General features: G+C 57.0%; 21 protein-coding genes, 1 tRNA gene and 1 rRNA gene. 13 read left to right on the top strand and 10 right to left on the bottom strand.

Going from position 1 to position 24,751, the window contains the following annotated elements; all coding sequences use genetic code 11:
- Positions 1 to 63 precede the first annotated feature (63 nt).
- Positions 64 to 179: ribosomal RNA gene (rrf, locus tag OQH67_RS02640) — 5S ribosomal RNA — on the top strand.
- 351 nt (positions 180 to 530) lie between these two features.
- Complete coding sequence (locus OQH67_RS02635) at positions 531 to 3,089, top strand: alpha-N-acetylglucosaminidase (RefSeq protein ID WP_215437477.1); 2,559 nt, start codon at positions 531 to 533, stop codon at positions 3,087 to 3,089.
- Positions 3,090 to 3,169: 80 nt separating this feature from the next.
- On the opposite strand, the gene OQH67_RS02630 is transcribed toward OQH67_RS02635, so the two are convergent.
- Positions 3,170 to 5,038, bottom strand: a complete 1,869-nt coding sequence (locus tag OQH67_RS02630; RefSeq protein WP_215437474.1) for an OPT family oligopeptide transporter — start codon at positions 5,036 to 5,038, stop codon at positions 3,170 to 3,172.
- Positions 5,039 to 5,156: 118 nt separating this feature from the next.
- Between OQH67_RS02630 and pyrF the strand changes: the two genes are divergently transcribed.
- The 3 genes from pyrF to OQH67_RS02615 all read left to right on the top strand — a co-directional run bounded on the left by pyrF (position 5,157) and on the right by OQH67_RS02615 (position 8,557).
- A complete protein-coding gene (pyrF, locus tag OQH67_RS02625) occupies positions 5,157 to 5,942 on the top strand; it encodes an orotidine-5'-phosphate decarboxylase (protein ID WP_215437471.1) in 786 nt (261 codons plus the stop codon).
- 129 nt (positions 5,943 to 6,071) lie between these two features.
- Complete coding sequence (locus OQH67_RS02620) at positions 6,072 to 6,845, top strand: TonB family protein (protein WP_215437469.1); 774 nt, start codon at positions 6,072 to 6,074, stop codon at positions 6,843 to 6,845.
- A gap of 20 nt (positions 6,846 to 6,865) precedes the next feature.
- A complete protein-coding gene (locus tag OQH67_RS02615) occupies positions 6,866 to 8,557 on the top strand; it encodes a putative manganese-dependent inorganic diphosphatase (RefSeq protein ID WP_215437467.1) in 1,692 nt (563 codons plus the stop codon).
- Positions 8,558 to 8,593: 36 nt separating this feature from the next.
- On the opposite strand, the gene OQH67_RS02610 is transcribed toward OQH67_RS02615, so the two are convergent.
- From OQH67_RS02610 to dnaX, 3 genes are read right to left on the bottom strand one after another with little or no spacing between them, the layout of a single operon-like run.
- Positions 8,594 to 9,604, bottom strand: coding sequence for an endonuclease/exonuclease/phosphatase family protein (locus OQH67_RS02610; RefSeq protein WP_197483336.1), 1,011 nt, complete (start codon positions 9,602 to 9,604; stop codon positions 8,594 to 8,596).
- Between the two features lie 39 nt (positions 9,605 to 9,643).
- Positions 9,644 to 9,958: a YbaB/EbfC family nucleoid-associated protein gene (locus tag OQH67_RS02605; RefSeq protein WP_215437465.1), complete on the bottom strand. Its 315-nt coding sequence runs from the start codon at positions 9,956 to 9,958 to the stop codon at positions 9,644 to 9,646.
- Positions 9,959 to 9,985: 27 nt separating this feature from the next.
- Positions 9,986 to 12,211 (bottom strand): DNA polymerase III subunit gamma/tau, encoded by a 2,226-nt coding sequence (gene dnaX, locus OQH67_RS02600; RefSeq protein ID WP_215437463.1) that lies wholly within the window; start codon positions 12,209 to 12,211, stop codon positions 9,986 to 9,988.
- Between the two features lie 273 nt (positions 12,212 to 12,484).
- Here dnaX and OQH67_RS02595 point away from each other — a divergent pair, with 273 nt between their 5' ends.
- From OQH67_RS02595 to OQH67_RS02585, 3 genes are all read left to right on the top strand, one after another.
- Positions 12,485 to 13,207, top strand: a complete 723-nt coding sequence (locus OQH67_RS02595; RefSeq protein WP_067572680.1) for a hypothetical protein — start codon at positions 12,485 to 12,487, stop codon at positions 13,205 to 13,207.
- A 45-nt stretch (positions 13,208 to 13,252) separates the two neighbouring features.
- Entirely contained in the window at positions 13,253 to 14,068 is an 816-nt protein-coding gene (locus OQH67_RS02590) for a hypothetical protein (RefSeq protein WP_215437460.1), read from the top strand.
- Positions 14,069 to 14,427: 359 nt separating this feature from the next.
- Positions 14,428 to 14,520: transfer RNA gene (locus OQH67_RS02585), tRNA-Ser, on the top strand.
- Between the two features lie 78 nt (positions 14,521 to 14,598).
- On the opposite strand, the gene radC is transcribed toward OQH67_RS02585, so the two are convergent.
- The 3 genes from radC to infA all read right to left on the bottom strand — a co-directional run bounded on the left by radC (position 14,599) and on the right by infA (position 17,096).
- The gene (radC, locus tag OQH67_RS02580) at positions 14,599 to 15,309 is read right to left on the bottom strand and encodes a RadC family protein (RefSeq protein ID WP_215437458.1); all 711 of its coding nucleotides are present in this window, start codon (positions 15,307 to 15,309) and stop codon (positions 14,599 to 14,601) included.
- Positions 15,309 to 16,799, bottom strand: coding sequence for an NAD(P)H-hydrate dehydratase (locus tag OQH67_RS02575; RefSeq protein WP_215437454.1), 1,491 nt, complete (start codon positions 16,797 to 16,799; stop codon positions 15,309 to 15,311). The genes radC and OQH67_RS02575 overlap by 1 nt, the downstream gene beginning before the upstream one ends.
- 96 nt (positions 16,800 to 16,895) lie before the next feature.
- The gene (infA, locus tag OQH67_RS02570) at positions 16,896 to 17,096 is read right to left on the bottom strand and encodes a translation initiation factor IF-1 (protein ID WP_031930865.1); all 201 of its coding nucleotides are present in this window, start codon (positions 17,094 to 17,096) and stop codon (positions 16,896 to 16,898) included.
- Between the two features lie 570 nt (positions 17,097 to 17,666).
- Between infA and rplM the strand changes: the two genes are divergently transcribed.
- A complete protein-coding gene (rplM, locus tag OQH67_RS02565) occupies positions 17,667 to 18,095 on the top strand; it encodes a 50S ribosomal protein L13 (RefSeq protein WP_067572668.1) in 429 nt (142 codons plus the stop codon).
- A 15-nt stretch (positions 18,096 to 18,110) separates the two neighbouring features.
- Positions 18,111 to 18,506 (top strand): 30S ribosomal protein S9, encoded by a 396-nt coding sequence (gene rpsI / locus OQH67_RS02560; protein ID WP_067572667.1) that lies wholly within the window; start codon positions 18,111 to 18,113, stop codon positions 18,504 to 18,506.
- Between the two features lie 233 nt (positions 18,507 to 18,739).
- On the opposite strand, the gene OQH67_RS02555 is transcribed toward rpsI, so the two are convergent.
- From OQH67_RS02555 to OQH67_RS02545, 3 genes are read right to left on the bottom strand one after another with little or no spacing between them, the layout of a single operon-like run.
- Complete coding sequence (locus tag OQH67_RS02555) at positions 18,740 to 18,919, bottom strand: hypothetical protein (RefSeq protein WP_215437451.1); 180 nt, start codon at positions 18,917 to 18,919, stop codon at positions 18,740 to 18,742.
- Between the two features lie 7 nt (positions 18,920 to 18,926).
- Positions 18,927 to 19,364 carry a 23S rRNA (pseudouridine(1915)-N(3))-methyltransferase RlmH gene (locus OQH67_RS02550; protein ID WP_215437448.1) on the bottom strand — a complete coding sequence of 146 codons (438 nt, stop codon included), beginning with the start codon at positions 19,362 to 19,364 and terminating at the stop codon, positions 18,927 to 18,929.
- A 6-nt stretch (positions 19,365 to 19,370) separates the two neighbouring features.
- Positions 19,371 to 20,939 (bottom strand): excinuclease ABC subunit UvrC, encoded by a 1,569-nt coding sequence (locus tag OQH67_RS02545; protein WP_257227002.1) that lies wholly within the window; start codon positions 20,937 to 20,939, stop codon positions 19,371 to 19,373.
- Between the two features lie 110 nt (positions 20,940 to 21,049).
- Here OQH67_RS02545 and OQH67_RS02540 point away from each other — a divergent pair, with 110 nt between their 5' ends.
- The 3 genes from OQH67_RS02540 to OQH67_RS02530 are packed head-to-tail and all read left to right on the top strand — an operon-like array spanning position 21,050 to position 24,750.
- A complete protein-coding gene (locus OQH67_RS02540) occupies positions 21,050 to 21,841 on the top strand; it encodes a MotA/TolQ/ExbB proton channel family protein (RefSeq protein ID WP_067572662.1) in 792 nt (263 codons plus the stop codon).
- A 33-nt stretch (positions 21,842 to 21,874) separates the two neighbouring features.
- On the top strand, positions 21,875 to 22,321 hold the full coding sequence (locus tag OQH67_RS02535; protein ID WP_067572660.1) for an ExbD/TolR family protein: 447 nt from the start codon (positions 21,875 to 21,877) through the stop codon (positions 22,319 to 22,321).
- Positions 22,318 to 24,750 (top strand): tetratricopeptide repeat protein, encoded by a 2,433-nt coding sequence (locus tag OQH67_RS02530; RefSeq protein WP_215437445.1) that lies wholly within the window; start codon positions 22,318 to 22,320, stop codon positions 24,748 to 24,750. Before OQH67_RS02535 ends, OQH67_RS02530 begins: the two co-directional genes overlap by 4 nt.
- Position 24,751: the final 1 nt, after the last annotated feature.

The raw sequence follows: 24,751 nt of genomic DNA, 5'->3' as shown, positions 1-24,751 counted from the left end.
CCTAACAAGGGCGCCGGGCAGGCAGGATGAAGCCCCTCCCAACAGAGAAGCTCCCCCCTGAAGCCCGGTGGCCAGAGCGCAGTGGTCCCACCCGGTCCCGTTCCGAACCCGGAAGTGAAACGCTGCCGCGCCAATGGTAGTCGGACGATAGGTCCCGCAAGAGTAGGTCGCCGCCGGGATTTTTTACCATCAAGCCCCTGGAGTTTAAACAACTCCAGGGGCTTGTTCTTTTTCTTGAAAACAACCCATTTAAACATGCCATTAAGATATTAATGGACTCAATGGACCTAAGGGACACGGTAAACTTAAGGGACAGAGGGGGCTCCGGAAACTTAAGGGACAAAGAGAGTTTGATGTCGGCACCATTACGGCCAATATGTCCACTAAAAAATTGTAACGAACACTTGAAAAGAACCACGGAACTTAAGGACCACTGGAAAACAAGATAAAGTAAAAGATGTCGGGATTTTCCTCATGGCGGGGATTGTTTTTGAAAGACGGGGCAGGGTACTGAATGTATAATCATTGCCATGATTTCACGCTATGCTTCCGTTTGTTCCGTTTTAGGATTGACTGCCGCTCCTGTAGTTTTGGCGGTTCCGGCGGATGTTTCTCCGGTAGAGGCGGCGGAAGGAGTGGTGGAGCGTGTGACTCCCTCCGCCAAAGGTGCTGTGTCATTCAAGCTCAATCCCGCCTTACAAAACAGGATCACGATTTCTGGGATCCCAGGCTCCATTCGGGTGGAGGCTTCCGACGTGCGGCACCTGATAGCCGGCTATGGTTGGTATTTGAAAAATATTGCCAAGGTTCATTTGTCGTGGAACGGCAACCGGCTTGCCCTGCCTTCCCCATTGCCGGCTCCTGCAAGACCTGTTACGATTGAGTCTCCCTGGAAGACTGTTTTTGCCTACAATTATTGCACCTTGTCTTACACGACGGCTTTCTGGGACTGGAAGAGGTGGCAGCAGGAAATTGATTTTCTGGCTTTGAACGGTTTCACCCATGCCCTGGTGACGGCCGGATTGGAGAAGACCTGGGAAGATTTTTTGATCGGCCTGGGATATCCCAGGGACAAGGCCATCCGCTTTATTCCCAATCCGGCGTTTGCCGCCTGGTGGAACATGGGTAATCTGGAGGGACACGGCGGTCCGCTCTCCCAGCGCCAGATCGATAGGATGGCACAGTTGGGGAAACGGATCGTGTCCCGCATGGAGCAACTGGGCATGACTCCCGTCCTCCAGGGGTATGTGGGGTTTGTTCCCGCAGATTTTGCGGAGAATGTCCGAATGAAAGGATTGAAGTTAATTCCGCAGGGGGAATGGGTCAATTTCAAGCGTCCCTGGATTGTCGACCCGACGTGCGAGGCATTTCCCAAGCTGGCGGAGGATTGGTATCGTTCCCTTCGCAAGGTGTACGGTATTTCCGGAAAAATGTTCGGCGGCGATCTGTTTCACGAAGGGGGGAGCAAGGGGAATATCAATGTGACACAGGCGGCGGAGGCCGTCCAGAAGGCCATGCAGAAGGCTTCTCCCGGTTCTACGTGGGTGATTCAGGCATGGGGAGGTAATCCTTCCCGCGAATTGTTGAATGGCATGGATCCGAAGCATGCGCTGGTTTTGCAGTTGACCAAGGATATGGCCGACGGAGGAAAGAATTTAAGGACCTTTGACGGCATTCCCTGGGTCTGGTGCGAGTTGTCCAATTTCGGCGGCAATACGGGAATGTACGGAGGCATTCCCCTGTTGTCGCGGTTGGGAAGCGATTTATCCGCACACATGGACAAGGGATTGACGGGCATGGGAGTTTTGTCCGAAGGTCTTGAAACAAATCCTCTTCATTATGCCCTGTTTTGCGACCGCCTGTGGACCCTGGAGGATATCCCCGTCAAGGAATGGCTCCGGCAATATGCTCTTCAGCGCTACGGCAAGGCTCCGGAATCAGTTGTCCATGCCTTGGGAGTCCTCTCTTCCTCCATTTACAGTCCCGTCCGTTCCCAGGAGGGATGCACGGAGTCCATTGTCTGCGCCCGTCCGGCCTGGAATGTCCGCAAGGCTTCCACCTGGTCCAGCGGGGAAAGATATTATCGTCTGGGGGATATCGTCAGCGCGGCGCGCGATTATTTGAAGGCAGCCAATGAACAGCCGTCGCTGGTGAAAGAAGAGACGTTCCGCTATGATCTGGTGGACCTGGTCCGCCAAGTGCTTGCCGATGCCGCCTTTTACCAGCTTCAGCGGGTTCGGGCCGCTTTTGATGCGAGGGATGTTACCGGCTACAAAAAACAGGTACAGGTTTTTCTGTCCCTGATCACGGATATGGATGCGGTTCTGGCGACGGACAGGCAGTTCCTGCTGGGGACTTGGCAAGAAAAGGCGCTGAATTGGGGGGAAACCCGCCAGGAGAAAGCCCTGATGGATCGTTCCGCCAAGATGCTGCTGACAACGTGGATCGACCAGGCGCCCAGGGCACTGAACGATTACTCGAACAGGCAGTGGGCCGGATTGGTGGCCGATTTTTATCTGCCCCGGTGGAAGAATTTTTTTGAGTCCCAGTTGGAAGTGCTGACCGGGAAGAAGGACCGTGCTGCCGCGGATGCCTCTTTTTTGGATAAAACAGTTCGGGAGGAATTGTCATTCGCCGGCAATGGCAAGGTGTATCCGGTTGTTCCGTTCGGAGATGTTCTGGCGGTAGCCAACCGGGTGATGAAAGCTCGGCAGAAAGTGCTCGACTCGCTGTGTCGGGACGAGAAGCATTCATCGGGACTCGCCTGGGATTTGAAACAGGGTTCCCCGTTGCAGTTTGATGTAACGGACCGGGTGGATGCTCCGGGCACTTACACAGCCACGTTCCAGTGGAAGGGAGGCTCCAGTGCCTTGAAGATTCATTCCGTCAAATTGTACGAAGGCGACTGGGAAGTGGCCGCAGATGTTCACGAAGGGTGGACCGGCGTGGAGAATAACAGGAATTCCTATACGCTTGTTTTGAAGAAGTACCGCACCAATCTGGATTCCTATACGCTGAAAGCGGAGGTGAGCGGCGCGTCCGGAGCGGATTCCCAGGGAGAAATGATTCTGAAGAAGAACGAGAATTGAATGCCGGTTTAAGGTTTGTTTGATTCAGGTTCCGGGAAATGTTTTTCCCGGAATCCGATGCATGGGGCTGGAAGGATGTATCAGCGCGCGGACTGGTAGATGCTGAACATCAGGATGGCCATGCCTGTCAGGGCCGCCCCGGCAATGATGCCGGAAGCGGTGGGGATTTTATATTCCCTGGATTTGGACCGGAAGAGATGGTCTGCCGCCCAGCCGAGGACGGCCCCGGCAAAGAAGAGGAACGAGTCGTTCCATTGAATGGCCCACGCAAGGCCGAAGCCGATGGGGGTAGGCAGCCATTTCCCCACAGCGGGAAAGTAGCGGGGAACAAGCACAAGAACCAGACCGAGAATGCCGCCTGCAATGATGGAGAGAACCTTGATGCTGTGCAGATGGCTGAATCCCATGCCGAGGGCTTCCGCCGTTGCCGCCCATGTCCTGGCCCCCGGTGCATTGAAAGCCTGGAGGGCATCCACGTCCGGCACCAGGGAGCGGAACGCCAGCACGGAGACGAGCGTTCCCAGAAAGATGCCGGAGAATTGAGCAATGAATTGCTTGCGGGGGTTGGCTCCCAGCAGATATCCTACCTTGAGGTCCACGAGCAGGTCGGCCGAAGAGCTGGAGGCTCCGGAAGTAATATTGGCCGCCATAAGGTTAGCCGTAACGTGGCCGGGCGCAATTCCTCCGAAGATCAACTGAGTGACTTTTCCCATGGCTCCGGTGGGTGTGATGTTGGCTTCCCCTGTAATCCGGCATACGACAAGCGCCAGAAAGAAGGAGATGAAAACGGCGAAACAGCTCATCCAGTAGGGAACGTCAAAGGTAGTGTAGGCCAGGTAGCTGAGCGCGATGAGGGAGATGATCTGCCCGGCCAGGAACCAGCTCATGGGCGTTTCTATTTTTTCCACATCCGTCAGATGGCGCTTTTTGTTCATGGAGAACATGGCTCCCAGGGAAGAGAAGGAGCGTGCAATGCTTTTCCATTGGAAGAGGAAGGCCACGATGCTGGCTACGACCATGCATGCGGTGCCTCCCCACAGCGTCCATCCAACGCTGTCGCGGTAGCCGGCTCCAGCGGCAAGAAGGCCCTGGCTGGAAAGCCAGGGAACGTACAGAGCCCAGCAGACGGTGCCCCCAATGAAAAGGCTGAGGGAGGTTTTCATGCCCACCAGTGCGCCTGCCCCCACAAACATGAGGTCCCATTTGAAGAAAATGGTTCTCTGGTACCAGTTTCCCAGGATATGCTGTTGGACGGTTCCCAGCCATTTTTCCCCGCCCAGGGCCATGGCGATGGCATTGGCGGAGGCGAACAGCGCGGAGTAAAGCAGGGCCTTGGCCTGTCCGGCCGCCTTTTTCCCTTCCGAATAGAGAACTTTGAGCGTTTCCGCCGTGGCGATGCTGTCCGGGAATTTGATTTGCTCGATGTTGATCATCTGGCGTTTCATTGGAATGGCCATCGTGACGCCCAATATGGCGATAAAGAATATCCAGGCAAAAGTGACTCCCAGGGGCATGTGCTGTCCGGTGAGCAGGAGAAGGGCGGCTACGGCCGATGTAAGCGTGCCGCCCGTGGAGTAACCTGCGGAGCTGGCGGCGGACTGCATGCAGGTGTTTTCCAGAATGGTCATGGGAGATTTGGAAATTCCCAGGCGGACAAAGGCGTTCCAGAGAGCAAATGAAATGATGCCCGCCGTCAGGGCTACGCCGAAGGACCAGCCCATCTTGAGGTTGGCGTACAGATTGGTGAGGGAGAGGATGGAGCCCAGAAGCATTCCGACGATGACGGCTCTCCAGGTAAGCTGCTTGATTCTGTCTCCGGAACCCAGATAGACCTGGTCGTACCATTGCTGTTCTATTTCTTCCGGGGTTCCCCGGAATCCGTCCAAGGGCAGAGGCTTTTCCAGGCAGGAGAGGGTTGGCTGTCCGGCGGGAACGTCAGTGTGCGGCATATGGCCGGAACATAGCATGGGAGAACGGCCTGGAAAAGCCGTATCTGCCGTTCTTCTGCGTTTGGCAGGAGTTCCGTTGGGGCTTGCCTGCCTGTGGTTGCCGTGATTTAATTCGCCCATGAGCATTTCTTTTACGGATAAACTCGCCGCCCGCATTGAAAAGACCGGTTCCGCGTTGTGCGTGGGCCTGGATCCGCGCCCTGTTATGGATGATTTGCAGGCCGTTCCGGTCCTGCTGCGGAAAGTGGTGGAGGAAACCGCTCCTTATGCGGCCGCGTTCAAGCCGAATATCGCCTATTTCGAGGCCATGGGACTGCGCGGTCTGGAAATGCTGGAAGAATTGCTGCCTGATATGCCGGATGACGTTCCCGTGGTGCTGGACGTCAAGCGCGGCGACATCGGAGAGACCCAGAAGTATTATGCACAGGCCTATTTTGAACGCCTGGGTGTGGATGCTGTTACGTTGAGCCCCTTCATGGGGTATGATACTTTGGAACCTTTTCTGGAGTATGAAGGCAAGGGCGTTTATTTGCTGACGGTTACGTCCAATCCCGGTTCTTCCGACATCGAACGCCGGGAGCTGTCGGACGGCCGCAAGGTGTATGAGCTGGTGGGAGACATGGTGCGGCGGTCCATGCAGGAACACCGCAAAACGTCCGTAGGCATGGTGGTGGGGCTGACCAATGCCGATTCCGACATTTTGGCGCGCATCCCGGACGCTCCTCTGTTGATTCCCGGACTGGGCGCCCAGGGAGGCGATCTTTCCAGCCTGAGCGGTTCCGGCCATGCGGCGCCTCCCCTGATCAACGTGTCCCGCGGTATCATGTACCAGAATCCGGAACTGGGCTTTGCAGAAAAGGCGCAGACGTTTGCCGCCCGCATCCGTGAGGCTTTGGGCTATTGATTCCCGTGCGTATGTTCATTTTTCATGGAGATAACAAAATAGTAACGTCCTGCGTATGGCTGGGCTGCTGCTTGTCAAAGGGGGTGTGTCTGTTATATTGAAAAGGCACTTGCCCTTTGCCCACTGCTTATGGATGAAAAGCCCCGGATTGTGAGGCTCAAGCCTCGTTCCTCCTCCAAATCTGCAATATTGATTGCTCTGGGGGTAGCTGTGGGCGTTCAGGTGGCCTTGTGCGCCGTGCTGGTGGCCATCCATTATCAGGAATGGTGGCTTCCTTCCATCCAGAAGGGAGAGATTGTCATGGAGTTCGTGGCTCCATCCGATGAGGTGCTTGAAGAAGTGAATGAGGTGAGCCCCGTTCCCGTGGATCCTGCGGTTGCTCCGCCAACCGTCAGTTCCGTTCCGGCCATCGCCACGGATGAAGACCTTCTCGCCGTGGAACTGCCGGACCATGAACATTCGCCGGATGTGGAGGATATTCGTCCAGATGTCCCGGAAAGCGAATTTCTGCCGGAGGAACTGGTCGCCATGCAGATCAACATGAGGGAGGTAAAACCCCGGCCTGCCGTGAAAAAACCGGTGGTTCCCGTTGCCGGACACGCCGTGCCGGATGAGAATGTCACTCCGGACAAAAAGGTGCGTTATAAACATGCTCCGTCCTTGCCCGGTTCCGTAAATTCCTCTAGGGTGGGCAAGGTGAATGCCGTGGTGAAAGTCGTGGTGGGGGTAAATGCCCGTGGCGAACCTACATCCGTCAATCTCCTCCAGTCTACCGGAAAGGCGGAATTGGACCGCCTTTTCATGCGCTGGGTGAAGGAGAATTGGACTTTTTATCCGGCAGAAAAGGATGGCGTGCCCATAGCTTCCAAGGTGGTGGTGCCCGTCCGGCTGAACATCGATTAACCTGCAAGAGGAAACGAAAAATGATTCCGGAGCAAACAGAGAAAAGGCCCATTTACGTGATCGGGCATCAGAATCCGGATACGGACGCCATCTGCTCCGCCATAGGAAATGCGGAGTTTTTGAGAACTCACGGAGAACCTGATGCCATAGCCGCCCGGTGCGGAGAGATGACGCTGAGGACTTCATGGGTGTTGGAGAAGGCCGGAGTGCCGGAACCTGTGCTGATTCACGACGTGACGCCCACTGCCGGGACGATTTGCCGACGGGATGTGATCAGCGTGAGTCCGGATGATACGTTTTTGACGGCATACCGCAGAATGACGGAGAATTCCCTCCAGACCATTCCGGTGATTGATGCGGACCGCAATCTGCATGGCCTGCTGCGTTATTTTGACTTGTTGAGCCTCCTGATGCCGCTGAACATGACGGAGATGAATGTGCGGTCCGTTTTTTCCAGCCTGAGCAACATTGCCGGAACCATTGACGGCAAGTGCCTGACCGGAGAGACGCTGAGCGAGGAAGAGACCCAGAATATCCTGCTGGTGGGCGCTTCCAGCGAACCGAGCGTGCGGACGAGGCTGGCCAATTACAAGCGGAAGGGAATCGTGCAGGACCTGGTGGTGATTTGCGGAGACCGTCCGAATGTGCAGTTGTACGCGGTGGAACACGGAGTGCGCGCCCTGGTGACGACGGCGGGTTCCTCTCCCTCCCTGGATATTATTGAAACCGCCCAGGCTACTGGGACCTGCATTCTGAGCACGCCCTGGGATACGGCCAGTGTGGGCCAGTTGATCCGCTGTTCCCGGAAGGTCAGGGAACAGGTTCACACGGATTATGCGGTGTTTCCCGAGAATATGCCTCTCCCGGAACTGCGGCAGGCCGCCGTCAAGCGCAAGCAGGCCCTGTTCCCGGTGATGAGCGTGAAGACGAACAAGATGATAGGCGTCCTGAGCAAGACAGATCTTGTCGATCCGCCTCGTACGCGGGTGGCCCTGGTGGACCATAACGAGTTTTCCCAGGCCGTCAAGGGCGTGGAAGAGGCTGAAATCGTGGAGGTGATGGACCATCACCGCCTGGGGACCCAGCTTTCCACGCGCGATCCCATCCGTTTCCTGAATGAGCCGGTGGGTTCCACCTCCACCCTGGTGGCGCGAAGGTTCTATCATCGCGATGCGGAGCCTTCCCGGTCCACGGCTATCTGTTTGTGCGCCGGCATTCTATCGGATACGCTGAACCTGACTTCCCCCACTACCGCGCGGGCAGACCGGGAGATGCTGGAGTGGCTCACCGGGATTGCCAAGATAGACGCCAAGAAGTTTACGGAAGAGTTTTTTGCCACCGGTTCCCTGCTGCGTTCCAAAACGGCTCCCTCCGCCATTGTGCAGGCGGACCGCAAGACATTTACCGAGTATGGCCACAAGATCAGCATTTCCCAGATTGAGGAAATTGGCATGTACGGCTTGAAGGAGGTTCAGGAGGATTTGCTGGAGGAACTCCGGAAGCTGGAGAAGGAAGAGGATTTGAAGCTGGCCTGCCTGTTGGTGACGGACATCGTCACGCATGATTCCATGCTGCTGGCCGTAGGGGATGAGGAAGTGCTGGAGCACATAGAGTACGAGCGCCTGGACCCCAACCTGTTTGCCGCCAAGGACGTAGTCAGCCGAAAGAAGCAGTTGTTCCCGGCCATTTCCCGCGCCTTGAAGGTATTATAGGGATTTTCTCTCCTTTTCCGGAGCATGGAGCGGGGATTAAGGCATGGATATATCCGCCAGAATGGAACGCCTGAGCGTGTCTGGAACAAGGACGGTGCAGGCCCGTTCCGGACGGAGGGGATGCGTACAGAAGACGCGGTCCAGCCGGAGCAGGGGAAAATCCACGGGCTGTGTGGCGCCGTATCCGGCCCCTTTGAGTTTGAAACAATCCTGAAAGTCCTTGTTGAATTTTACAAAGATGGGGGATTGAGGCGCCGCATTGAAGTTCCCCGCCAGAATGATGGGCAGTTCCCCTCCCTGGACTCCCACTTCCCGGAGAGTGTCGAACAAGTACTGGATTTGTTTGCGGTGGACAAACCGGAGGGTATGGAAGTATTTCCAACAGGCGGGGGAGTACAGGTCAAAACGGTGTTCAAAGGGATCCAGGCTGAGATTGATCAGCCGTATCGCCAGGGATGAGCTTTCCGGAATCCAGTCCACGATGAGCCCAGCCGTGTCCGTGATGCTGTGTACCGGCCCCATTTGCCCGTGGCGGACGATGATGGCGCAACTCCCTATCTGCTTGATATGGGCGGTGCGTCCGAAGATGCTGTAGGCGAATTTGAGCGTGCGGTTGTGGTTGCTGCAGCCCTGGAGAAAGATGACATCCGCCCGGAGCTTGGATATCTGTTCAATGGGCGGGTTTTCTCCGCATGCGCCATACAGGGTGAGAATTCTTATATGGCGGTTGTCTGGGGATGGGGGCATTTTGTAATACTCCATGCCAGTTCTGGAGATCGGCTGGAGAAAATCCGTGGTCATGATGCCGTAGGCAACCCAGACAATAACGCCCAGAAGGCCGATGCGCGAGCCGAAGACCAGCCACGCAATAAGCGCCGGGAAGGCGAACATGAGGCAGCATGCCCAGAGGGGCAGGGAAGTCATGAACGCCATCGTGTCCGATCCGGACCAGAAGATGGTAGCGATGATGACCCACAGGCACAGGGAGACGCAACCCAAAGCTTTCCCGAGCTGGTTGACTCCGGATAGCGCGGGCTGTTCCGCCAAGTGTTTGCGTCTTCTGAGCCGGTGCACCTTGATGATGGGTTAAAAGCCCATGCCGGGAGGCAGGTCCAGCCCTCCGGTCAGTTTCTTCATTTCCGTAGCGGCAGTTTCCTTGCCTTTGACGATGGCGTCATTAATGGTTTTCAACACAAGCTCCTGAAGGAATTCCGCGTCTGAGGGATCAATAATGGAGGGATCAATGAACAGCTCCGTAATGTTGCCGTCACAGGTGGCGGTGACTTTGACCTTGTCGCCCGCACCTTCTGCGGTGACCGTCTGGGAGGCCAGTTTTTCCTGGGCGGCGGCAAGTCCGGACTGCATTTGCTGGACCTGCTTCATCATCTTCATAATATTCATGGCGTATATGGATATAGGTGTTCTTGTTTATTGGGAAATGATGCGGGCACGGAATATTTCCATGGCGGCGTCAATCAGGGGATCCGTATAATAGGAGTCTTCTGCGTCGCTCTCCTGAGAGGACGCCTCTTGAACGGGAGCAGCGGACTTTCTTTGCGGTTCCTGGGATTTGGGCGCGGGCGCCGGGTTTGACGGGGGGGGAGGAGCAGGCAGCGGTTCCAGTTGTTCCTGAACAGGTTCGGGAACGGAAGCGTCTGCACGGACGGAGAGGGCCACCGGAGCACCTGAACGACGGGACAGATCCGCTTCCAGCGCGGCCCGGAGAGGTCCGGATGCCAGGCTGTCCATGCCCTGGCGGTCAGAGGGATGGAAGGCCACCGTGACGAATGTTCCGTCATGGCCGGAGAAGACGCTTCCGGCCAGGAAATCCGCCTGGAGGGGGAAATTGACGGCCGCTTGTTCCAGCGCGGCTTTCCAGTCCTCTTCCGTAATGGTTTTGGTAGCGGGGCGCGGCTGTTCTTCCCGTTTTTCTTCTTGGTTTGCGGAAACAGGACGGGCAGGGGCGCTTTCCATGCCGAAGAGGTTATCGAAGAAACTGCTGGTGCGCTTTTCCGGCGGGAGCCCTTCTTCCGGGTCCATGAAGGTCGGTTCCGTGGTGTCCGGGGGAGCTACGGGAGCGTCTGAAAGAGCGGACGTAATCCGCGGCATTTCTTCTGGTTGTATTTGCTCTGGCTGAGGTGCGGGGGCGGGAGGCGTTTCCGTTTCCAGGAATGGCGGCTCTTCATCTGGGATGGAGGGAAGGGGCTCTTCCTCTGCCGCAGTTGCGGAAACTTCCGGTTCTGGTTCCGGAGAGGGCAATACAGGGGAGGCGGAAGGTTTTTCTTCCGCGGGAGCCGGCGTTCCGTATTCCGCTTCACGTTCCTGGACGATGGCTGTTGTGTCCTTGCTGGATGCGGAGAATTGCGGAACCGGATCCATAAGGTCCTTGCTCTCATTGATGTCGGGGGCCGCAGGTACGGGAGACGGAGTATCAGCAGGGGCCGGCTGAATGGGCTGGCTGCCGAATACCTGCGGAACGGAAGAGACGGATACTGGAGCAACCGTATTTGTGGAGGCGGGTAGCGGAGCACCTTCCAGCGCCATGATAATATCGCTGATGCTTGCTTCCGCCAGGGCGTGAACGGCTTTGATCAGGCCCATTTCCAGATGCAGTCTTTTATTGGTGGACCAGCGCATTTTGTCTTCCGTCTCCGCCAGAACTTCCACCAGGCGCAGTATCTTGTCCGTCTGGGTGCGCTTGACGAGTTCGGTAAGTTCCTCCTTGGACGCCTCCGGCAGGGAATCGAAATTTGCTTCCGGGTCCACCTTGGCGACGAGGATTTCCCGAACGGCGGAAATAATTTCGGAAAGGAACTGTCCCATGTCCCTTCCCGCTTCCGCCTGTTCATGGAGAAGGTGGAGAAGGCTGGGCAGTTCCTTCTTGAGAATCAGCGCCAGCGCCTGGGCTACGGTTTCCCGTGAGGTGATGCCGAAAATGTGAAGGACCTGTTGTTCTTCAATATGGTCGCCGCAGAAGGAAACCAGCTGGTCCAGCATGGACTGGGCATCCCGCATCCCGCCGTCCGCCACTTTCGCCACGGCGAACGCCGCCTCACTGCTCAGGGAGACTCCCTCGGCGGAGGCGATGTGCAGCAGATGGTTGGCAATGATTTCAGAAGGGATGGGACGCAGGTCGAAACGCTGGCAGCGGGAAAGAATGGTCGGCAGGATTTTGTGCGGTTCCGTGGTTGCGAAGATGAATTTGACGTGCTGGGGCGGCTCTTCCAGCGTTTTCAGAAGTGCGTTGAAGGATTCCTTCGTAAGCATGTGCACCTCGTCTATATAAACAATGCGGAAGTTGCCTCTGCTGGGGGCAAAGCGCACATTGTCCCTCAAATCCCGGATGTGGTCGATACCTCGGTTGGAAGCGCCGTCGATTTCCAAAACATCCAGGCTGCGGCCTTCCGCAATCTCCTCGCAAATATCTTCGTGCGGGTCGAAGTCCACCTTCGGGCCGCCGGTACAATTTAGGGCTTTTGCGAAAATTCTGGCAGTGGATGTTTTTCCTGTGCCGCGGGGGCCTACGAAAAGATACGCATGTGCGAGGCGATTGTGTTCAATGGCATTTTTCAGCGTCTGGACGACGTGATCCTGTCCAAGGACGTCATTGAATGTCAGAGGACGATATTTTCTGGCAAAGACCTGGTAACTCACGGTTCAGGAAGACTAAAAGATGCGGCTCTATTTGAAAAGAAAATAGAGTGTAATTGTTTTAAGGCGCTGACAGGATTACGCTTTTGACCTCTTCTTACGTAAGCGCCCTGAAAAAAATATCAAGAAAACGATGAGGATGTCATTTTGATGTTGAAATCTGAAAATGTTCGTGCCAATCTCACAAAAGTAACAGGAACCTTCTCATCTCTATTATTTCCTATGTGGGTTAAAATATCAATCGCAGCCTTGGTCATCGCTCTTCTCGGTGGAGCCATGTATTATCTTGATAACGAGGAAGCTCTCACCAAGGAGCGCAAGGAATGCGGCTCTCGTTATAAAAATTTGAACGCTCTACGGGAGGAATTTACGAGTGAAAAGACCAAATACGTGGAGTTCCTCGTCAAAAATGAAGGCCTTACGGCCGACATCAATGCCCTGACCAAGCAGAAGGATGAACTGGAAGCCGCGAACCAGGAACTGGCCTCCGCCAATGAAGCCAAGAAATCCGAGCTGCAAACCCAGCAGACCGCTCTGGCAGAACTCCAGTCCAAGAGCAAGGACATGGAAAGCATCCAGGCTATTGCCGACAGGATCAAAGGACTTGAAGAAGAATCCAAGCAGCTGCAGGTTGTCAAGCAGGGTGAGCAATCCAAGCATGATGCCATTGTTGCGGAAACGGAACAGCTTGTTGTCAACAACAATGCGTTGCGCCAGCTCAAGGCCGACCAGGACGCCCACCTTTCCCCTCCCAATTTGAAGACCAGGGTTTCCCAGGTGATTGATGATTTCAATGTAGTCGTGATTGAAGGCGGCGCTTCCGACCTGGGCGTGGTGCCCGGTTCCAAGCTGGCCGTGATGAGAGACGGCAACAAGATTGCCGAACTTGACGTGAATGCCGTTGAATCCCGTGTTTCCACAGCAACCGTTCTTCCCAGCACCGTTGCCGCTGGTGAACGTGTTGAGGCCGGAGACGTCGTCGTATCCGTCCGTCCGTAATTTTCCCGGTTCAAAACTCATCATACACTCTCATCTATATACATAATGAAAACTGTCTTAGTAGTTTTATTGATTCTTGCCGCAGGAGCAGGTGCCTGGTTCTCCGGTCTCAGCGGTGTTTTCGGCATCAATGGCCAATATCAGGACTTCAAGGAAATGATTGCCTACCGCAAGGTCTTGGACAAGGAAATCCGGGATTGGACGGGATTGCGCAATGACATGATCAAGAACCGCGGCCGTGCTGCGGAAGAAAACCTGAGTCTGATTTCCAACAAGGCTTCCGTGACCCAGCAGCGCGATGAACAGCTTTCCAAGTCCTCGGAATTGAAAGAGGAGGAAGTCAAGCTGAATGCCGATCTGTCCAAGATCAACCAGCAGGTACAGGAACTCAAGGCTCAGTTGAGTGAATTCGGCGTTTCCAGCGTTGAAGAAATCCAGGCCAGGATGGAAGCCACGGAAAACGCCAACAAGAAGCTTCAGGAAGAAATCGACCAAATCAAGGGAGCGACGGAAGTTGCCGCCAAAAAGCGCACGGAGCAGGCTACCGAACTGGCCAATCGCCAGAAGGAACAGGCCGAATACCGCGCCGCGCTTGCCAAGAACAGCGGGGAATACCCTGTGCTGTCCGTGGATCCCCAGTGGGGCTTTGTGGTCATTGGCGCCGGGCAGGGTAGCAACATTGACCAGAATACAGTTCTGCTTGTCACCCGTGACGGTCGCAGTATCGGCAAGCTGAAAGTGACCTCCCTGGAAAAGAATCAGACAGTGGCCGACATCGTCAAGGACAGCGTTCCTGCCGGCATGAGCATCCAGCCCGGCGACATGGTACAGCTTCTGCGTCCGGTCCAATCCGCCAGATAAGGTTCTGTCACGCATTTTTCTTGAACCCCTCTGTGCTTCCGGCATAGTGGGGTTCAACTTTTACACGGAATGATGAAACAATTCACAGGAAACCTACTGCTTGCGTTTTTTTCCCTTTTGCTTGTCTCTTCCTGTTCCTGGCTGATGGAGCCCAAGGAACATGAGCGCGTGCCCCAGCCGCCGCCTGGTCCTGAAAAGAGCGCTCTTCCTCATAACAAATCCCAGAGGTTTGAGGCGGAAGCTACGCTTGGGCCTTTGGCCACTCCCAGACGCTAAAAGCGTTTGAATTAAGGGACGGCAGTGATTCTGTGCTTTACACCTTCCTGCAAACCCTATACAAAAAGCTTCGATTTCCAAGCGGAGAGATGGCTGAGCTGGTCTAAGGCACTCGACTCGAAATCGAACGTGGGACGCAAATCTCACCGTGGGTTCGAATCCCACTCTCTCCGCCAGTTTTCATCAATTGAGCCCGTCTTCATAGACGGGCTTTTTTCATGTTGAAAAGTCCGGAGGGAACAAGGCGTATTCGCTCAGACCGGTTTTTTCATACCGTAGCTGTTGTAGCTGTAATAATTTCTCTGTACCGTTGCCGTCGGCTTTCCGATGATGATATGGTCCAGAAAACGGACCCCCAGCAGTTTGGCGGATTCCCGGATGCGTCCGGTCAGGGTATCGTCCGCTTGGCTGGGGGCCGGGTTGCCGCTGGGATGGTTGTGCGCCAGAATAAATCCGTAAGCATTATGAATGATGGCCGGGCGCAGGATGTCGCGCGGGTGGGCGATGGATTCATTCAGGGTCCCCGTGGAAATTTCCACGGGCTTGATGAGGCGGCACTGGGCGTCCAGAAGAAGGACGAGCACTGTCTCCTTGTCTTTCCAGCGCATGGCCGTGGTCAGGTAGTCGTAAATGTCCTCCGGCGTGTTGAGGGGACGTCTTGCCAGAGTCTCTCGCAGGGCTCTGGCCCCCAGTTCAAAGGCGGCGCATAGGGTGGAAGCTTTCGCCATTCCTATCCCCTTGCAGATTTCCGTTATTTCCGTAGCTTCCATATGAGCCAGAGCATCCAGGGAGCCTGCCGCCTGGATCAGGTCGGAAGACATGTCCAGCACGTTTTTTCCCTTGATGCCCATCCTGAGGAAGATGGCAAGAAGTTCCGCGTTGCTGAGGCTGTGCCTGCCCTGGCGGATGAGTTTTTCACGGGGCAGGGATTGTGAGGGAAGATCCTGAAGTTTGCGGGAGATCATTAGTAGCAGAGGCGTGCGGTGGAAAGAAGTGCGGCAGGCAGATGGCGGAGGGTGTCTCCGGCGGTCAGGCTTTGCTGGGTGGCCGCTCCGCTGGAGATGGCCAGTTCCGAAGCCCTGCCGCACAGATAGGTTCCCAGCACAGCGGACACCAGGAGGGATTCTCCCTGCGCGATGAATCCTCCGCAGACTCCGGCGAGCACGTCGCCCTGTCCCGCCGTCGCCATGGCCGGGCCTCCCGTAATGTTGTAGAATAAAGGCTTGCCCCTTTGCGTAACAATGCTGCGGGCTCCCTTGTAGATGAGAGCCGCCTCATGCTCCGCGAGGAAGCAGTCCGCAATGTCTGCCCGGATGGCGCAGTCGTCCGCTTCCGGCAGCAATCGGCGGATTTCTCCGTGATGGGGAGTCGCCAGAATGTGTTTTCCCAGTTTCCACTGCATGGCGGCGGCCAGATTGAGGCCGTCGGCATCCAGCAGGACGGGAGTGCCGGTTTCCAGAATGATGCGTATGGCCTCAGCGTCTTCTTCCGATACGGAGCCTATTCCTGGGCCCAGGAGAAAGGCGCTGAAGGGACGGATGGAAATGTCCGCATAACTGTCCACGGGTTTGACCATGATTTCCGGAGGCATGCACGCCGCCGCCACGGGATAGGCGGTACGGTGGACATGCAGCGTGACCAGGCCCGCTCCGGCCCGCAGGGCGGCTTCACAGCAGAGCCGGGCGGCTCCCAGCATGCCTTCCGAGCCGGCAATGACGCCCAGGTGGCCGCGCTTGTTCTTGTAGTCCGTATAAGGCCGTGCGGAGAGAAATTTGGTGAGCCGGGAAGAGGTGATAATTTCCGTGGCGGGAAGGGCCTGTACATGGAGTCCGGGGAGCTCAATGCATACCAGGCGTCCCACATGCAGCGTGGCGTCGTCATCCAGAAGGCCCTGTTTAACGGCTCCTATGCACATGGTGAAGTCCGCTTCCACGGCATGTTCCTGGGGCATGCCCGTATCCGCGTCTATCCCGGTGGGGATGTCCACCGCCACGGTGCGGACGGCTCCGCAACGGTCGCGCAGATAGTTCATTTCCGCGCAAAGACCCGCTATTTCCTTGTTCAGCAGGCCGGAGGTTCCAATGCCCAGCAGGCCGTCCAGAAGGACCATCGGCCTTCCCGTAACGGGAAGGGGCGCTTCCTGGTATTCCAGCAGGGGAGGCGATATTTCCGCAAATTGTCTGAGGGGGAGTTCCCTCCATTCGGAACGCGGGTAGGCGGCGCGGAATCCCGTATCCCATCCGTGCCGCTGGAGAATGTTGAGAACGGTGATGGCGTCCCCCGCATTATTGCCCTTGCCCAGATAGGCCACGCAGAGGCCGGGAACGGGAAAGAACTGCATGATGGCTTCCGCGATGCCGGCGGACGCCTGCTGCATGAGGGTTCTGGCCGGCGTTCCGCTGACGATGAGCTCTCGTTCTGCGATCCGCATGTTTTCCGTGGAGCAAATTTTCATGGCGCGTTAGTGGAATCAGCCTGCACTATACGCAAAAAAACCTTCTCGTGCAAGTCGGAGAAGGTTTTTTACGAAAGGAGTCAATCCGGAAAACGGCTAACCGATGCGGAATGTGATGCGCGCCTTGGTCATGTCGTAAGGGGACATTTCCATGCGGACCTTGTCGCCAACCACGATTTTGATGAAACGCTTGCGCATCTTACCGGAAATGTGGGCCAGAACTTCATGGCCGTTGGGCAGGCGCACCTTGAACATGGTGCCTGCAAGGACGGCGCAAATAGTGCCTTCCACTTCCACCTGGCTTTCGGAGCTTTCTTCCTTGGGAGCGGATTTGCTGAAATGCTTTCTGCCCCTGGTCTGCCGTCCTGCACCTGTGCCGCCTTGCGGGCGTGGCCGTCCGGGTCCTCCCGGACCTCCGCCCGTTCTCGGGCCTGCTGTTCCGCCGGTTTGTCCTGCCGGGCGCGGCTGGCCGGGTCTGGCCGGGCCTGCGGGTCTGCTGCCGTTGCCGGCCGGTCTTGCACTGCTTCCGCCTGCCGGGCGTGCGCCGGGGCGGGAATTCTGTCCGCCGGAGGGGCGGCTGCTGGGTCTTGGATTCGGGCTGATATGATTCTCCTTGTTAGGTTAGCAAACGCGCGGGTACGAATTTTTGCGCAGGCGCATGATAGGCGATATTTGCGTGAGAGCAAGCCCTGAGTGTGGAAACGTCACAATTAAGCAACAATTCCGCAGACAGAAGGGAAAAAAGGGGCTAAAAGCGGTGTAAAAGAGAAAAAGTATTTGACATTTACGTGAATAATCATTAGGAATGCGCCCCCGAATTGGAAGATTACGGCAGGATGCCGAAAAACGAGAACGAAGAATTGAACCATGAAGACCTTCTCAGCCAAACCGCAAGAAGTAGAGCGCAAATGGTATGTTATAGACGCTGCCGACAAGGTGCTCGGCCGTGTTGCCGTTGAAGCGGCCAACATTTTGCGTGGCAAGAACAAGACGATTTTCACCCCGCACGTTGATTGTGGCGACTTTGTCATCATCGTGAACGCGGACAAGGTGGTGCTGACCGGCAACAAGGAAAATGCCAAAATTTACACCCGTTTCTCCGGCTACGTCGGCGGCAAGCAGGTGGAAACGCCCCGGAAAATCCGCGCCCGTCGTCCCGAACTTCTTCTGGAGCTGGCTGTAAAGGGCATGGTTCCCCATACCCGCCTGGGCCGTCAGCAGATGACCAAGCTGAAGGTTTACGCCGGCGCCAGCCACCCGCACGAAGCACAGCAGCCTACCGCCGTTACCCTCTAACCGATTTTCCCAGACATGAGTCAGACAACCCCATACAACGCCACCGGCCGTCGCAAGACCGCCATTGCACACGCTTGGCTTACTGAAGGTTCCGGCCGCATCACGATCAATCGCCGCGGTTTTGAAGAATACCTTCCCACCATTCAGTTGCAGAACGCCGTTCTCCAACCTTTCCAGGTCACCAACACCATGAACAAATTTGACGTGAATGTCGTCACCAAGGGCGGTGGCATTCATGGCCAGGTCGGCGCCATCCGCATGGCGATCGCCCGCGCTCTGGTGATGGTTGATGAAGCTTCCCGCGCCCAGCTGCGTGAATTCGGTCTTTTGACCCGTGATTCCCGCATGAAGGAACGCAAGAAGGCTGGCCGTCCCGGCGCCCGCAAGCGTTACCAGTTCTCCAAGCGCTAAGCCTGGGCTGGTTGCGAAGGAACTGGCATTTACCATTTCTTTCTCGGAAAAAGAGCTGTTTCACTTTTCGGTGGAACAGCTCTTTTACGTTGCCAATATCCAGTTTGCGTCCTGGCAACCCGGCCATGGAAACACTGTTTTCGATGTATTGCGGGCTTTCAATATGCGGGAGCCTGCCACTCCTTCATTGGGACTCCAGGGGGCCTGATTGTACTGTCCTTCAGGTGCCGTCGTTAAGTTTGTTTTTCCTTTTGATTGTTCAAAAAACCGGTTGCAACTGCGCCGGGTATTTTTTTGTATGCGGCGGCATTGCCATTCCCAGTCTCTGCCGCTGCTCCGGAGAAGTTCTTCTCCATGGTGTGGAAAAGAAATCCGTTTCCGGCTAATCCTGTTCCGGAAAGAGGAAGAGGCACAAGAGAATTACCGGTGGTACGGCGTCCCCGCCAGAATGGTATGGCAGCGGTAAAGCTGTTCCAGCAGGACGACGAGCGCCAGTTCATGCTGCAAGGTAAATTTGCTCAGGGCCAGGACATGGTTGCACCGGGAGCGCAGTTCTTCCGTGTGGCCGTCCGATGCCCCGATGAGAAAAGCGATGCGGCGCACGGAGCGCATTTGCCAGTTCCGCGCCAGTGTAACCAATTTGTCCGTGGTCCAGAGCTCGCCCCTCTCGTCCATGGCGATGCGCAAACAGCCTTCGCTGGCTGTCAGCAACCGTTCGGAAACGTCTCTGGAGTTGCCGTCCTTGACGAGTTTCAGTTCCGCTTTGCCGAACGGCTTGAGACGGCTGAGGTAAAGTTCCACGCCTTCCCGGGCATAGTTCAGGGCAGGCTTTCCTGCGGCCAATATGAGAAATTGCATGTGGGGTCAGGATTTGGATGGAGTGTTGAGATAGTCCAGCAGCGTACGGGCCCAGGTTTCCGAAATGCCGCGAATGGTGGCGATGGAGGCCGGGTCCGCCTTTTTGATGGCAGCTACGGATTTGAATTTTTCCAGCAGCAGCCGTTTTTTCGCCGCGCTCATGCCGGGGGCGTCGTCCAGGGCGCTTTCCTTCATGCGTTTCCGGTATAACAGTTCGTTGTATCCGTTGGCGAAGCGGTGGGCTTCGTCCCGTATGCGCTGCATGAGCTTGAGGGCTCCCGTGCTGTGGGGCAGGCGGAGCGGTTCCGGCTGGTGCGGGAAGAAGATTTCCTCCCTTTGTTTGGCGAGGCCCACGATGGGCATGTCTCCCAGGCCGATGGCCTCCAGGTCCGCCAGGGCGGAGGAAAGCTGTCCCTTGCCGCCGTCCACCACGACGAGGTCCGGAACCTTGATGGGGGCCTTCCCCTCCGCACTGAGTTTCTTGAGCCACTGGTACAGCGTCATGTCCGGCGGCCGGGAGGCCACGGCGTCGCTTTCCATCAGGATGCGGGAATAGCGGCGCCTGATGACTTCCGACATGGAGGCGAAGTCGTTCTGGCCGTCCACCGTGCGGATGCGGTAGCGGCGGTAGGCCTTGTTGTCCGGTTTGCCGTTGGTGAAGCGCACCATGGAGGCCACAATATGGTTGGAAGAAACGTTGGAGATGTCAAAACATTCCATGATGGAGGGCGGTTCGTCCAGTCCCAGCGCCTCGCCCAGTTCCTTCATGTCTTCCTCCGGGTGTACGGTGCCGGGCAGGTTGGGGGTCCCTTTCTGGAACCGGCGCGCCGGTTCCAGCGTTTTGATCAGGTTGTCCCTGATGTCCCTTAGGTATGCGGCGCGTTCAAAGTCCAGACTGTCGGCGGCCTGCATCATTTCTTCGGTCAGCGCGTCCAGCGCGTTCTTTTTCCCCACTCCTTCCAGCAAACGCACGGCCTGGTCAAAATTCCTGTTGTAGTTTTCCACGGAGATGCGGCCTACGCACGGCGCGGAACAGTTGCGGATGACGTCCGCATGGCAGTGCTTGAAGTCGTTCAGGCCGGGATTTTTCACCTTGCAGGTGCGGAGCCGGAAATGCCTGTTGAGCCATTCCTGGGTGGCGTACAGGGCCTGGGAATGGACAAAGGGGCCGAAGTAGCGCGCGCCGTCCTCCTTGCGCACCCGGGAGAGCTGGAAGCGTGGCAGGCGTTCCCCCTTGGGAATTTTCAGGAGGGGATAACGCTTGTCGTCCTTGAGCTGGATGTTGTAATGGGGCCGGTACTGCTTGATGAGCTTGCTCTCCAGCAGGAAGGCCTCATGGTCGTTGCGGGTTTCAAAATAGTCAAAGGAGGCGATGGCGTTGATGAGCGCGCGGGTCTTGTGATTGGCCAGCGTGGCCCCGGTAGGGGAAAAATAGCTTGCCAGGCGGCGGTGAAGGTCCTTCGCCTTTCCTACGTAAATGGTATTGCCCTGGGCGTCCTTCATGATATAGACTCCCGGTTTGTGGGGAGTCTGCCTCCAGAGCTCCTTCAATGTTGGTGTTTCATGATCTGCCACGCAGCCATTATGCCATAGGCGGCAAGAAAGGGAACTGCGGAAACGTACTGCATTACGGGCAGTTGACTTGCCTAGGAAGGCTTCTTCTGTATAATCACTATGTCTTTTGTATGAATCCTGTATCATTTTCCACCCTGGCCAACGCCATGGACTTTGTCGTGGGCGATAGAAATTACCCTCTTTCCGAGCTGTTCATGAAAGGGGGCTTCATCATGTGGCCGCTTCTTCTGCTGTCCATAGGGGGCGTAGTCGTGCTGGTCATGTGCTGTTTTTCCACCCGTGCCGCCGCCGTGCTTCCCCCCAAGCTGGTGGAACAGGCGGAATCCTTTATCCGCAAGAGGGATTACACGGGACTTGCCATCCTCTGCAAAAACGGGGATTCCTGCTACGCCCGCGTGATGCTGACGGTAGCCAACTTCATGCAGCGCAACCCTTCCGCCCAATTTGAGGAAGTGAGGGAAATCGCCGCCGCGGAAGGCGGACGCCAGGCCGGCTTCATGAGCCGCCAGATTTCCTGGCTGTCGGACATCGGCGCACTGGCGCCCATGCTGGGTCTGCTGGGTACGGTCGTGGGGATGATGAAAACCTTTTTCGAGATCGCCAACGGGGACTTCTCCGGCGGCAAGCAGCGCATCGACATGGCCGGAGGCGTGGCGGAAGCCCTGATTACTACGGCCGGAGGCCTCTTGCTGGGGATTCCCGCCATTCTGGCGTATGTGTATTTCCGCAGCCAGGTGCACAAGCGCGTGGGAGACCTGGAGGCCGCCGTGACGCACAGCGTTTCCGTAGTGGCCACCCAGCTCCACAAGCCCCGTTCCGGTCCTGCCGGAGCCTTTCATGAGGAAGAGCTTCCCCGGGTCCCCGTGGATCCTACCTCCCTGCGCGACGTACGCGGACTCTAACCGACATCCGAGCCAGCAACACCGGAAGACCATATGAAGTTTCGTTACAAGATGCCCAATCCCATCGGGTTCCAGCTAGCGCCCATGCTGGATATCGTGTTTCTGCTGCTGGTGTTCTTCGTCGTGACGCAGACTTTTGAGGACGACGAACCGGACCTTTCCATCACCCTTCCGTCTGCGGAGACACCCAAACCCGGGGAAAACGCCTCCAATGAGATTATCGTGAACATCCGCAAGGACGGCACGGTGATGATCAACCGCCAGCCGTACACGATGCCGGAACTGGAGGAGAAGCTGCTTTCCGTCGCGCGCCTGGACAAAACCATGCTCGTCCGCATCCGTGTGGATGAAAAGGCGGAATCCGGCACGGTCGTGCACGTGATGGACGCCTGCCTGAAAGCCGGGCTCAACAATGTATCTTTCTCCACGAGGCCTCCGGCTCCGTCTTCCGTCAACGTTTCCACCCCTCAATCTTCATGAAAGCCCTTTTTCCCATCAGCGTCGGACTGGCGGTCCTGGCAGTATGCGCCGCCGCCCAGGAGCATATCCCGGACGCCGCCCCGGTGGACGACGGTCCGCTGGTAGCCAATCCGGAACAGGACAGCCTGGATATGGCGGACATGCTGTACAAGCAGTCCCAGGAGCCTCAGACGAAGGCGAACCCGCAGGAATATGCGCGACTGCTTGATCTGAGCCTGCGCAAGTACCTTGAATTTTCCCAGCGTTTCCCCCGTTCCACACAGGCTCCTCTGGCGGAATACCGTGCGGCCATGTGCCTGGCGGAACTCGGAAGGAAAGAGGATGCCCATGCGCTGTTCCAGAGGCTGACGCAGACGGGAACCCCGGCCCTGGTTGCCGCCTCCGCCTACCGTCTGGCCACGGATGCCTCCGCCGCCGGAGAGACGGACAAGGCCATCCAGTATTACCAGCTTGTTATCCGCAGTGCGGAGCAGAATGACTTGAAGGTGGATGCCCAGTACCGCCTGGGGCGCCTGTTCCTCGCCAGCGGCAATCCGGAAGCCGCCGCCAACATGTTCTGCGCGGTGATCGGCAATCCCCAGGCGGATAAAAGATTCGTCCTGGTGGCCCGGATGGGGTATGCCGCCCTGTGTGCCGATTCCAGCCGGCTGGGAGAGGCGTACACCGAGTACCGCAAGGTGCTGGACACGCCCGGTGTGGATGCCAGAAACCGCGGCATCGCCATTCTGCAGGCGGCAACGCTGGCCACCAAGCTGAAGAAGAACGCGGAGGCGCACAGCCTTTATGAACAAATACTGAAGGATGAAACCCTGAAGGAAATGGCGCCAGAGGCCCGCATGGGCCTGCTTCTGGGGCTGTACCACATGGGCAAGTACAAGGAGGTCATGGCCCAGTACGAGCAGCAGAAGGACATGAAGATGCCGACCAAGGAAGGCCAGGCGCGCCTGCTGATGCTGATGGGCCAGACCGCCTACAAGCTGAAGGAGTACCAGAAGGGGGCGGATTTCTTCCTGGAGGCGGAAAAAGCCGTCCCTTACACGCAGGAAGCCATGCAGGCTTCCTTCTACCGTCTTCTGTGCTACAAGGAGCTCAAGCAGAAGGACCTGCCCCAGCGTGCCCAGAGTTTCCTGAATCATTATGCCAAGGCGTTCCCCACCAGCGAGCTCCACGACATGGTGCGTCTGATGGCGGCGGAAAGCCTGTTCAGCTCCAGCCCCGCGGATGCGGCCAAATTTTACGGGAGCATCAATTTTGACAAGCTTCCGGCCAAGATGCGCCCGGATATTCTGTACAAGAGCGCCTGGGCCGTTGCCCAGGCGGGCGACCGGGAAACGGCCGCCAAGCTGCTGACCACCTTCATTGACGGGTATCCCCGCGATCCCCGCATCTGCGAAGCCCTGACCCTGCGGGGGGACATGTACGCCAAAACCAAAAAGGAAACGGAGGCCCTGCAGGATTTTGACCGGGTGATTGCGCGCTGGCCGAAGGAGGAATCCGCGGCCGCCGCCTGGCAGCGGGCCGCGCAGATTTACGCCGGCCGCCAGGATTTGGCGAACATGGCGAAGTACTACGAAGGGCTGATCAAGAATTTCCCGAAGACCTCTCCCGCCGCCCTGGCGGAAGCCCATTTCCTGCTGGGCCGTGCGGCGTTTGACCAGGGGGATTTCCAATCCTCCATCAGCCACATGTCGGAGGCCAAGACACTGGACCCCCAGAAATATGGGGAACAGGTCAACGTCCTCACCGTTCTTTCCTACCACAAGCTCCAGGACGTAAACAAATTGAAGGAGGCCCTGGAAACCCTCCAGAAGGAGAACCCGGCGGCCGTGTCCCGCGTGCCGGACGTGATTCCCGCATGGCTGGGCCTTCAGGCTTACGGAATGAAGGATTTGGAGACGGCGGACAAGTACATGACCTGGGCCACCCAGAACGACCAGCTCCAGAACGTGAAGAAAGTAATCTGGCGCAATCTGGCGAAAGTGCGCCTGGCCTTGAAAAAGTATGACCGCGCCCTCGTGGCTTCCAACAACTTCCTGAAGGTGGAGGACCAGCCCTACCGCCGTGCGGACGGCATGCTGGACAAGGCCTCCATCCTGCTGGGCCTGGGCAAGTATGCGGAAGCCCGGAAAACGGCGGAAGAAGCGCTTGCCCTGGGGGTGGAAGGCCCCCTGATGGCCTCCCTGAAAATCGTGCTGGGGGACATCTCCTATGCGGAAAAGAAATTTGATGAGGCGGCCAAGCATTACGGCGTTACGGCGGAGTTGTTCGTCAACGACGCGGAGCTGAAACCCAAGGCCCTGTTCAAGGCGGCGGAAGCTCTGGACAAGGCCGGCCGCAAGTCGGAGGCTTCCCAGTACCGCGCCCGCCTGCAGAAGGAATTCCCGGACTGGAAGCAGGAAGGGGAGTCACTGCCGCCGGATGCCCGCTAGA

It is taken from the genome of Akkermansia biwaensis, assembly GCF_026072915.1.
GTDB lineage: Bacteria > Verrucomicrobiota > Verrucomicrobiia > Verrucomicrobiales > Akkermansiaceae > Akkermansia > Akkermansia biwaensis.
This window is presented reverse-complemented; position numbering and strand designations above follow the sequence as displayed.

Coding starts and splice junctions, on each gene's coding strand:
- OQH67_RS02635 (WP_215437477.1), top strand. CDS start 531: ATGATTTCACGCTATGCTTCCGTTTGTTCCGTTTTAGGATTGACTGCC.
- OQH67_RS02630 (WP_215437474.1), bottom strand. CDS start 5,038: ATGCCGCACACTGACGTTCCCGCCGGACAGCCAACCCTCTCCTGCCTG.
- pyrF (WP_215437471.1), top strand. CDS start 5,157: ATGAGCATTTCTTTTACGGATAAACTCGCCGCCCGCATTGAAAAGACC.
- OQH67_RS02620 (WP_215437469.1), top strand. CDS start 6,072: ATGGATGAAAAGCCCCGGATTGTGAGGCTCAAGCCTCGTTCCTCCTCC.
- OQH67_RS02615 (WP_215437467.1), top strand. CDS start 6,866: ATGATTCCGGAGCAAACAGAGAAAAGGCCCATTTACGTGATCGGGCAT.
- OQH67_RS02605 (WP_215437465.1), bottom strand. CDS start 9,958: ATGAATATTATGAAGATGATGAAGCAGGTCCAGCAAATGCAGTCCGGA.
- OQH67_RS02595 (WP_067572680.1), top strand. CDS start 12,485: ATGTATTATCTTGATAACGAGGAAGCTCTCACCAAGGAGCGCAAGGAA.
- OQH67_RS02590 (WP_215437460.1), top strand. CDS start 13,253: ATGAAAACTGTCTTAGTAGTTTTATTGATTCTTGCCGCAGGAGCAGGT.
- radC (WP_215437458.1), bottom strand. CDS start 15,309: ATGATCTCCCGCAAACTTCAGGATCTTCCCTCACAATCCCTGCCCCGT.
- OQH67_RS02575 (WP_215437454.1), bottom strand. CDS start 16,799: ATGAAAATTTGCTCCACGGAAAACATGCGGATCGCAGAACGAGAGCTC.
- rplM (WP_067572668.1), top strand. CDS start 17,667: ATGAAGACCTTCTCAGCCAAACCGCAAGAAGTAGAGCGCAAATGGTAT.
- rpsI (WP_067572667.1), top strand. CDS start 18,111: ATGAGTCAGACAACCCCATACAACGCCACCGGCCGTCGCAAGACCGCC.
- OQH67_RS02550 (WP_215437448.1), bottom strand. CDS start 19,364: ATGCAATTTCTCATATTGGCCGCAGGAAAGCCTGCCCTGAACTATGCC.
- OQH67_RS02540 (WP_067572662.1), top strand. CDS start 21,050: ATGAATCCTGTATCATTTTCCACCCTGGCCAACGCCATGGACTTTGTC.
- OQH67_RS02535 (WP_067572660.1), top strand. CDS start 21,875: ATGAAGTTTCGTTACAAGATGCCCAATCCCATCGGGTTCCAGCTAGCG.
- OQH67_RS02530 (WP_215437445.1), top strand. CDS start 22,318: ATGAAAGCCCTTTTTCCCATCAGCGTCGGACTGGCGGTCCTGGCAGTA.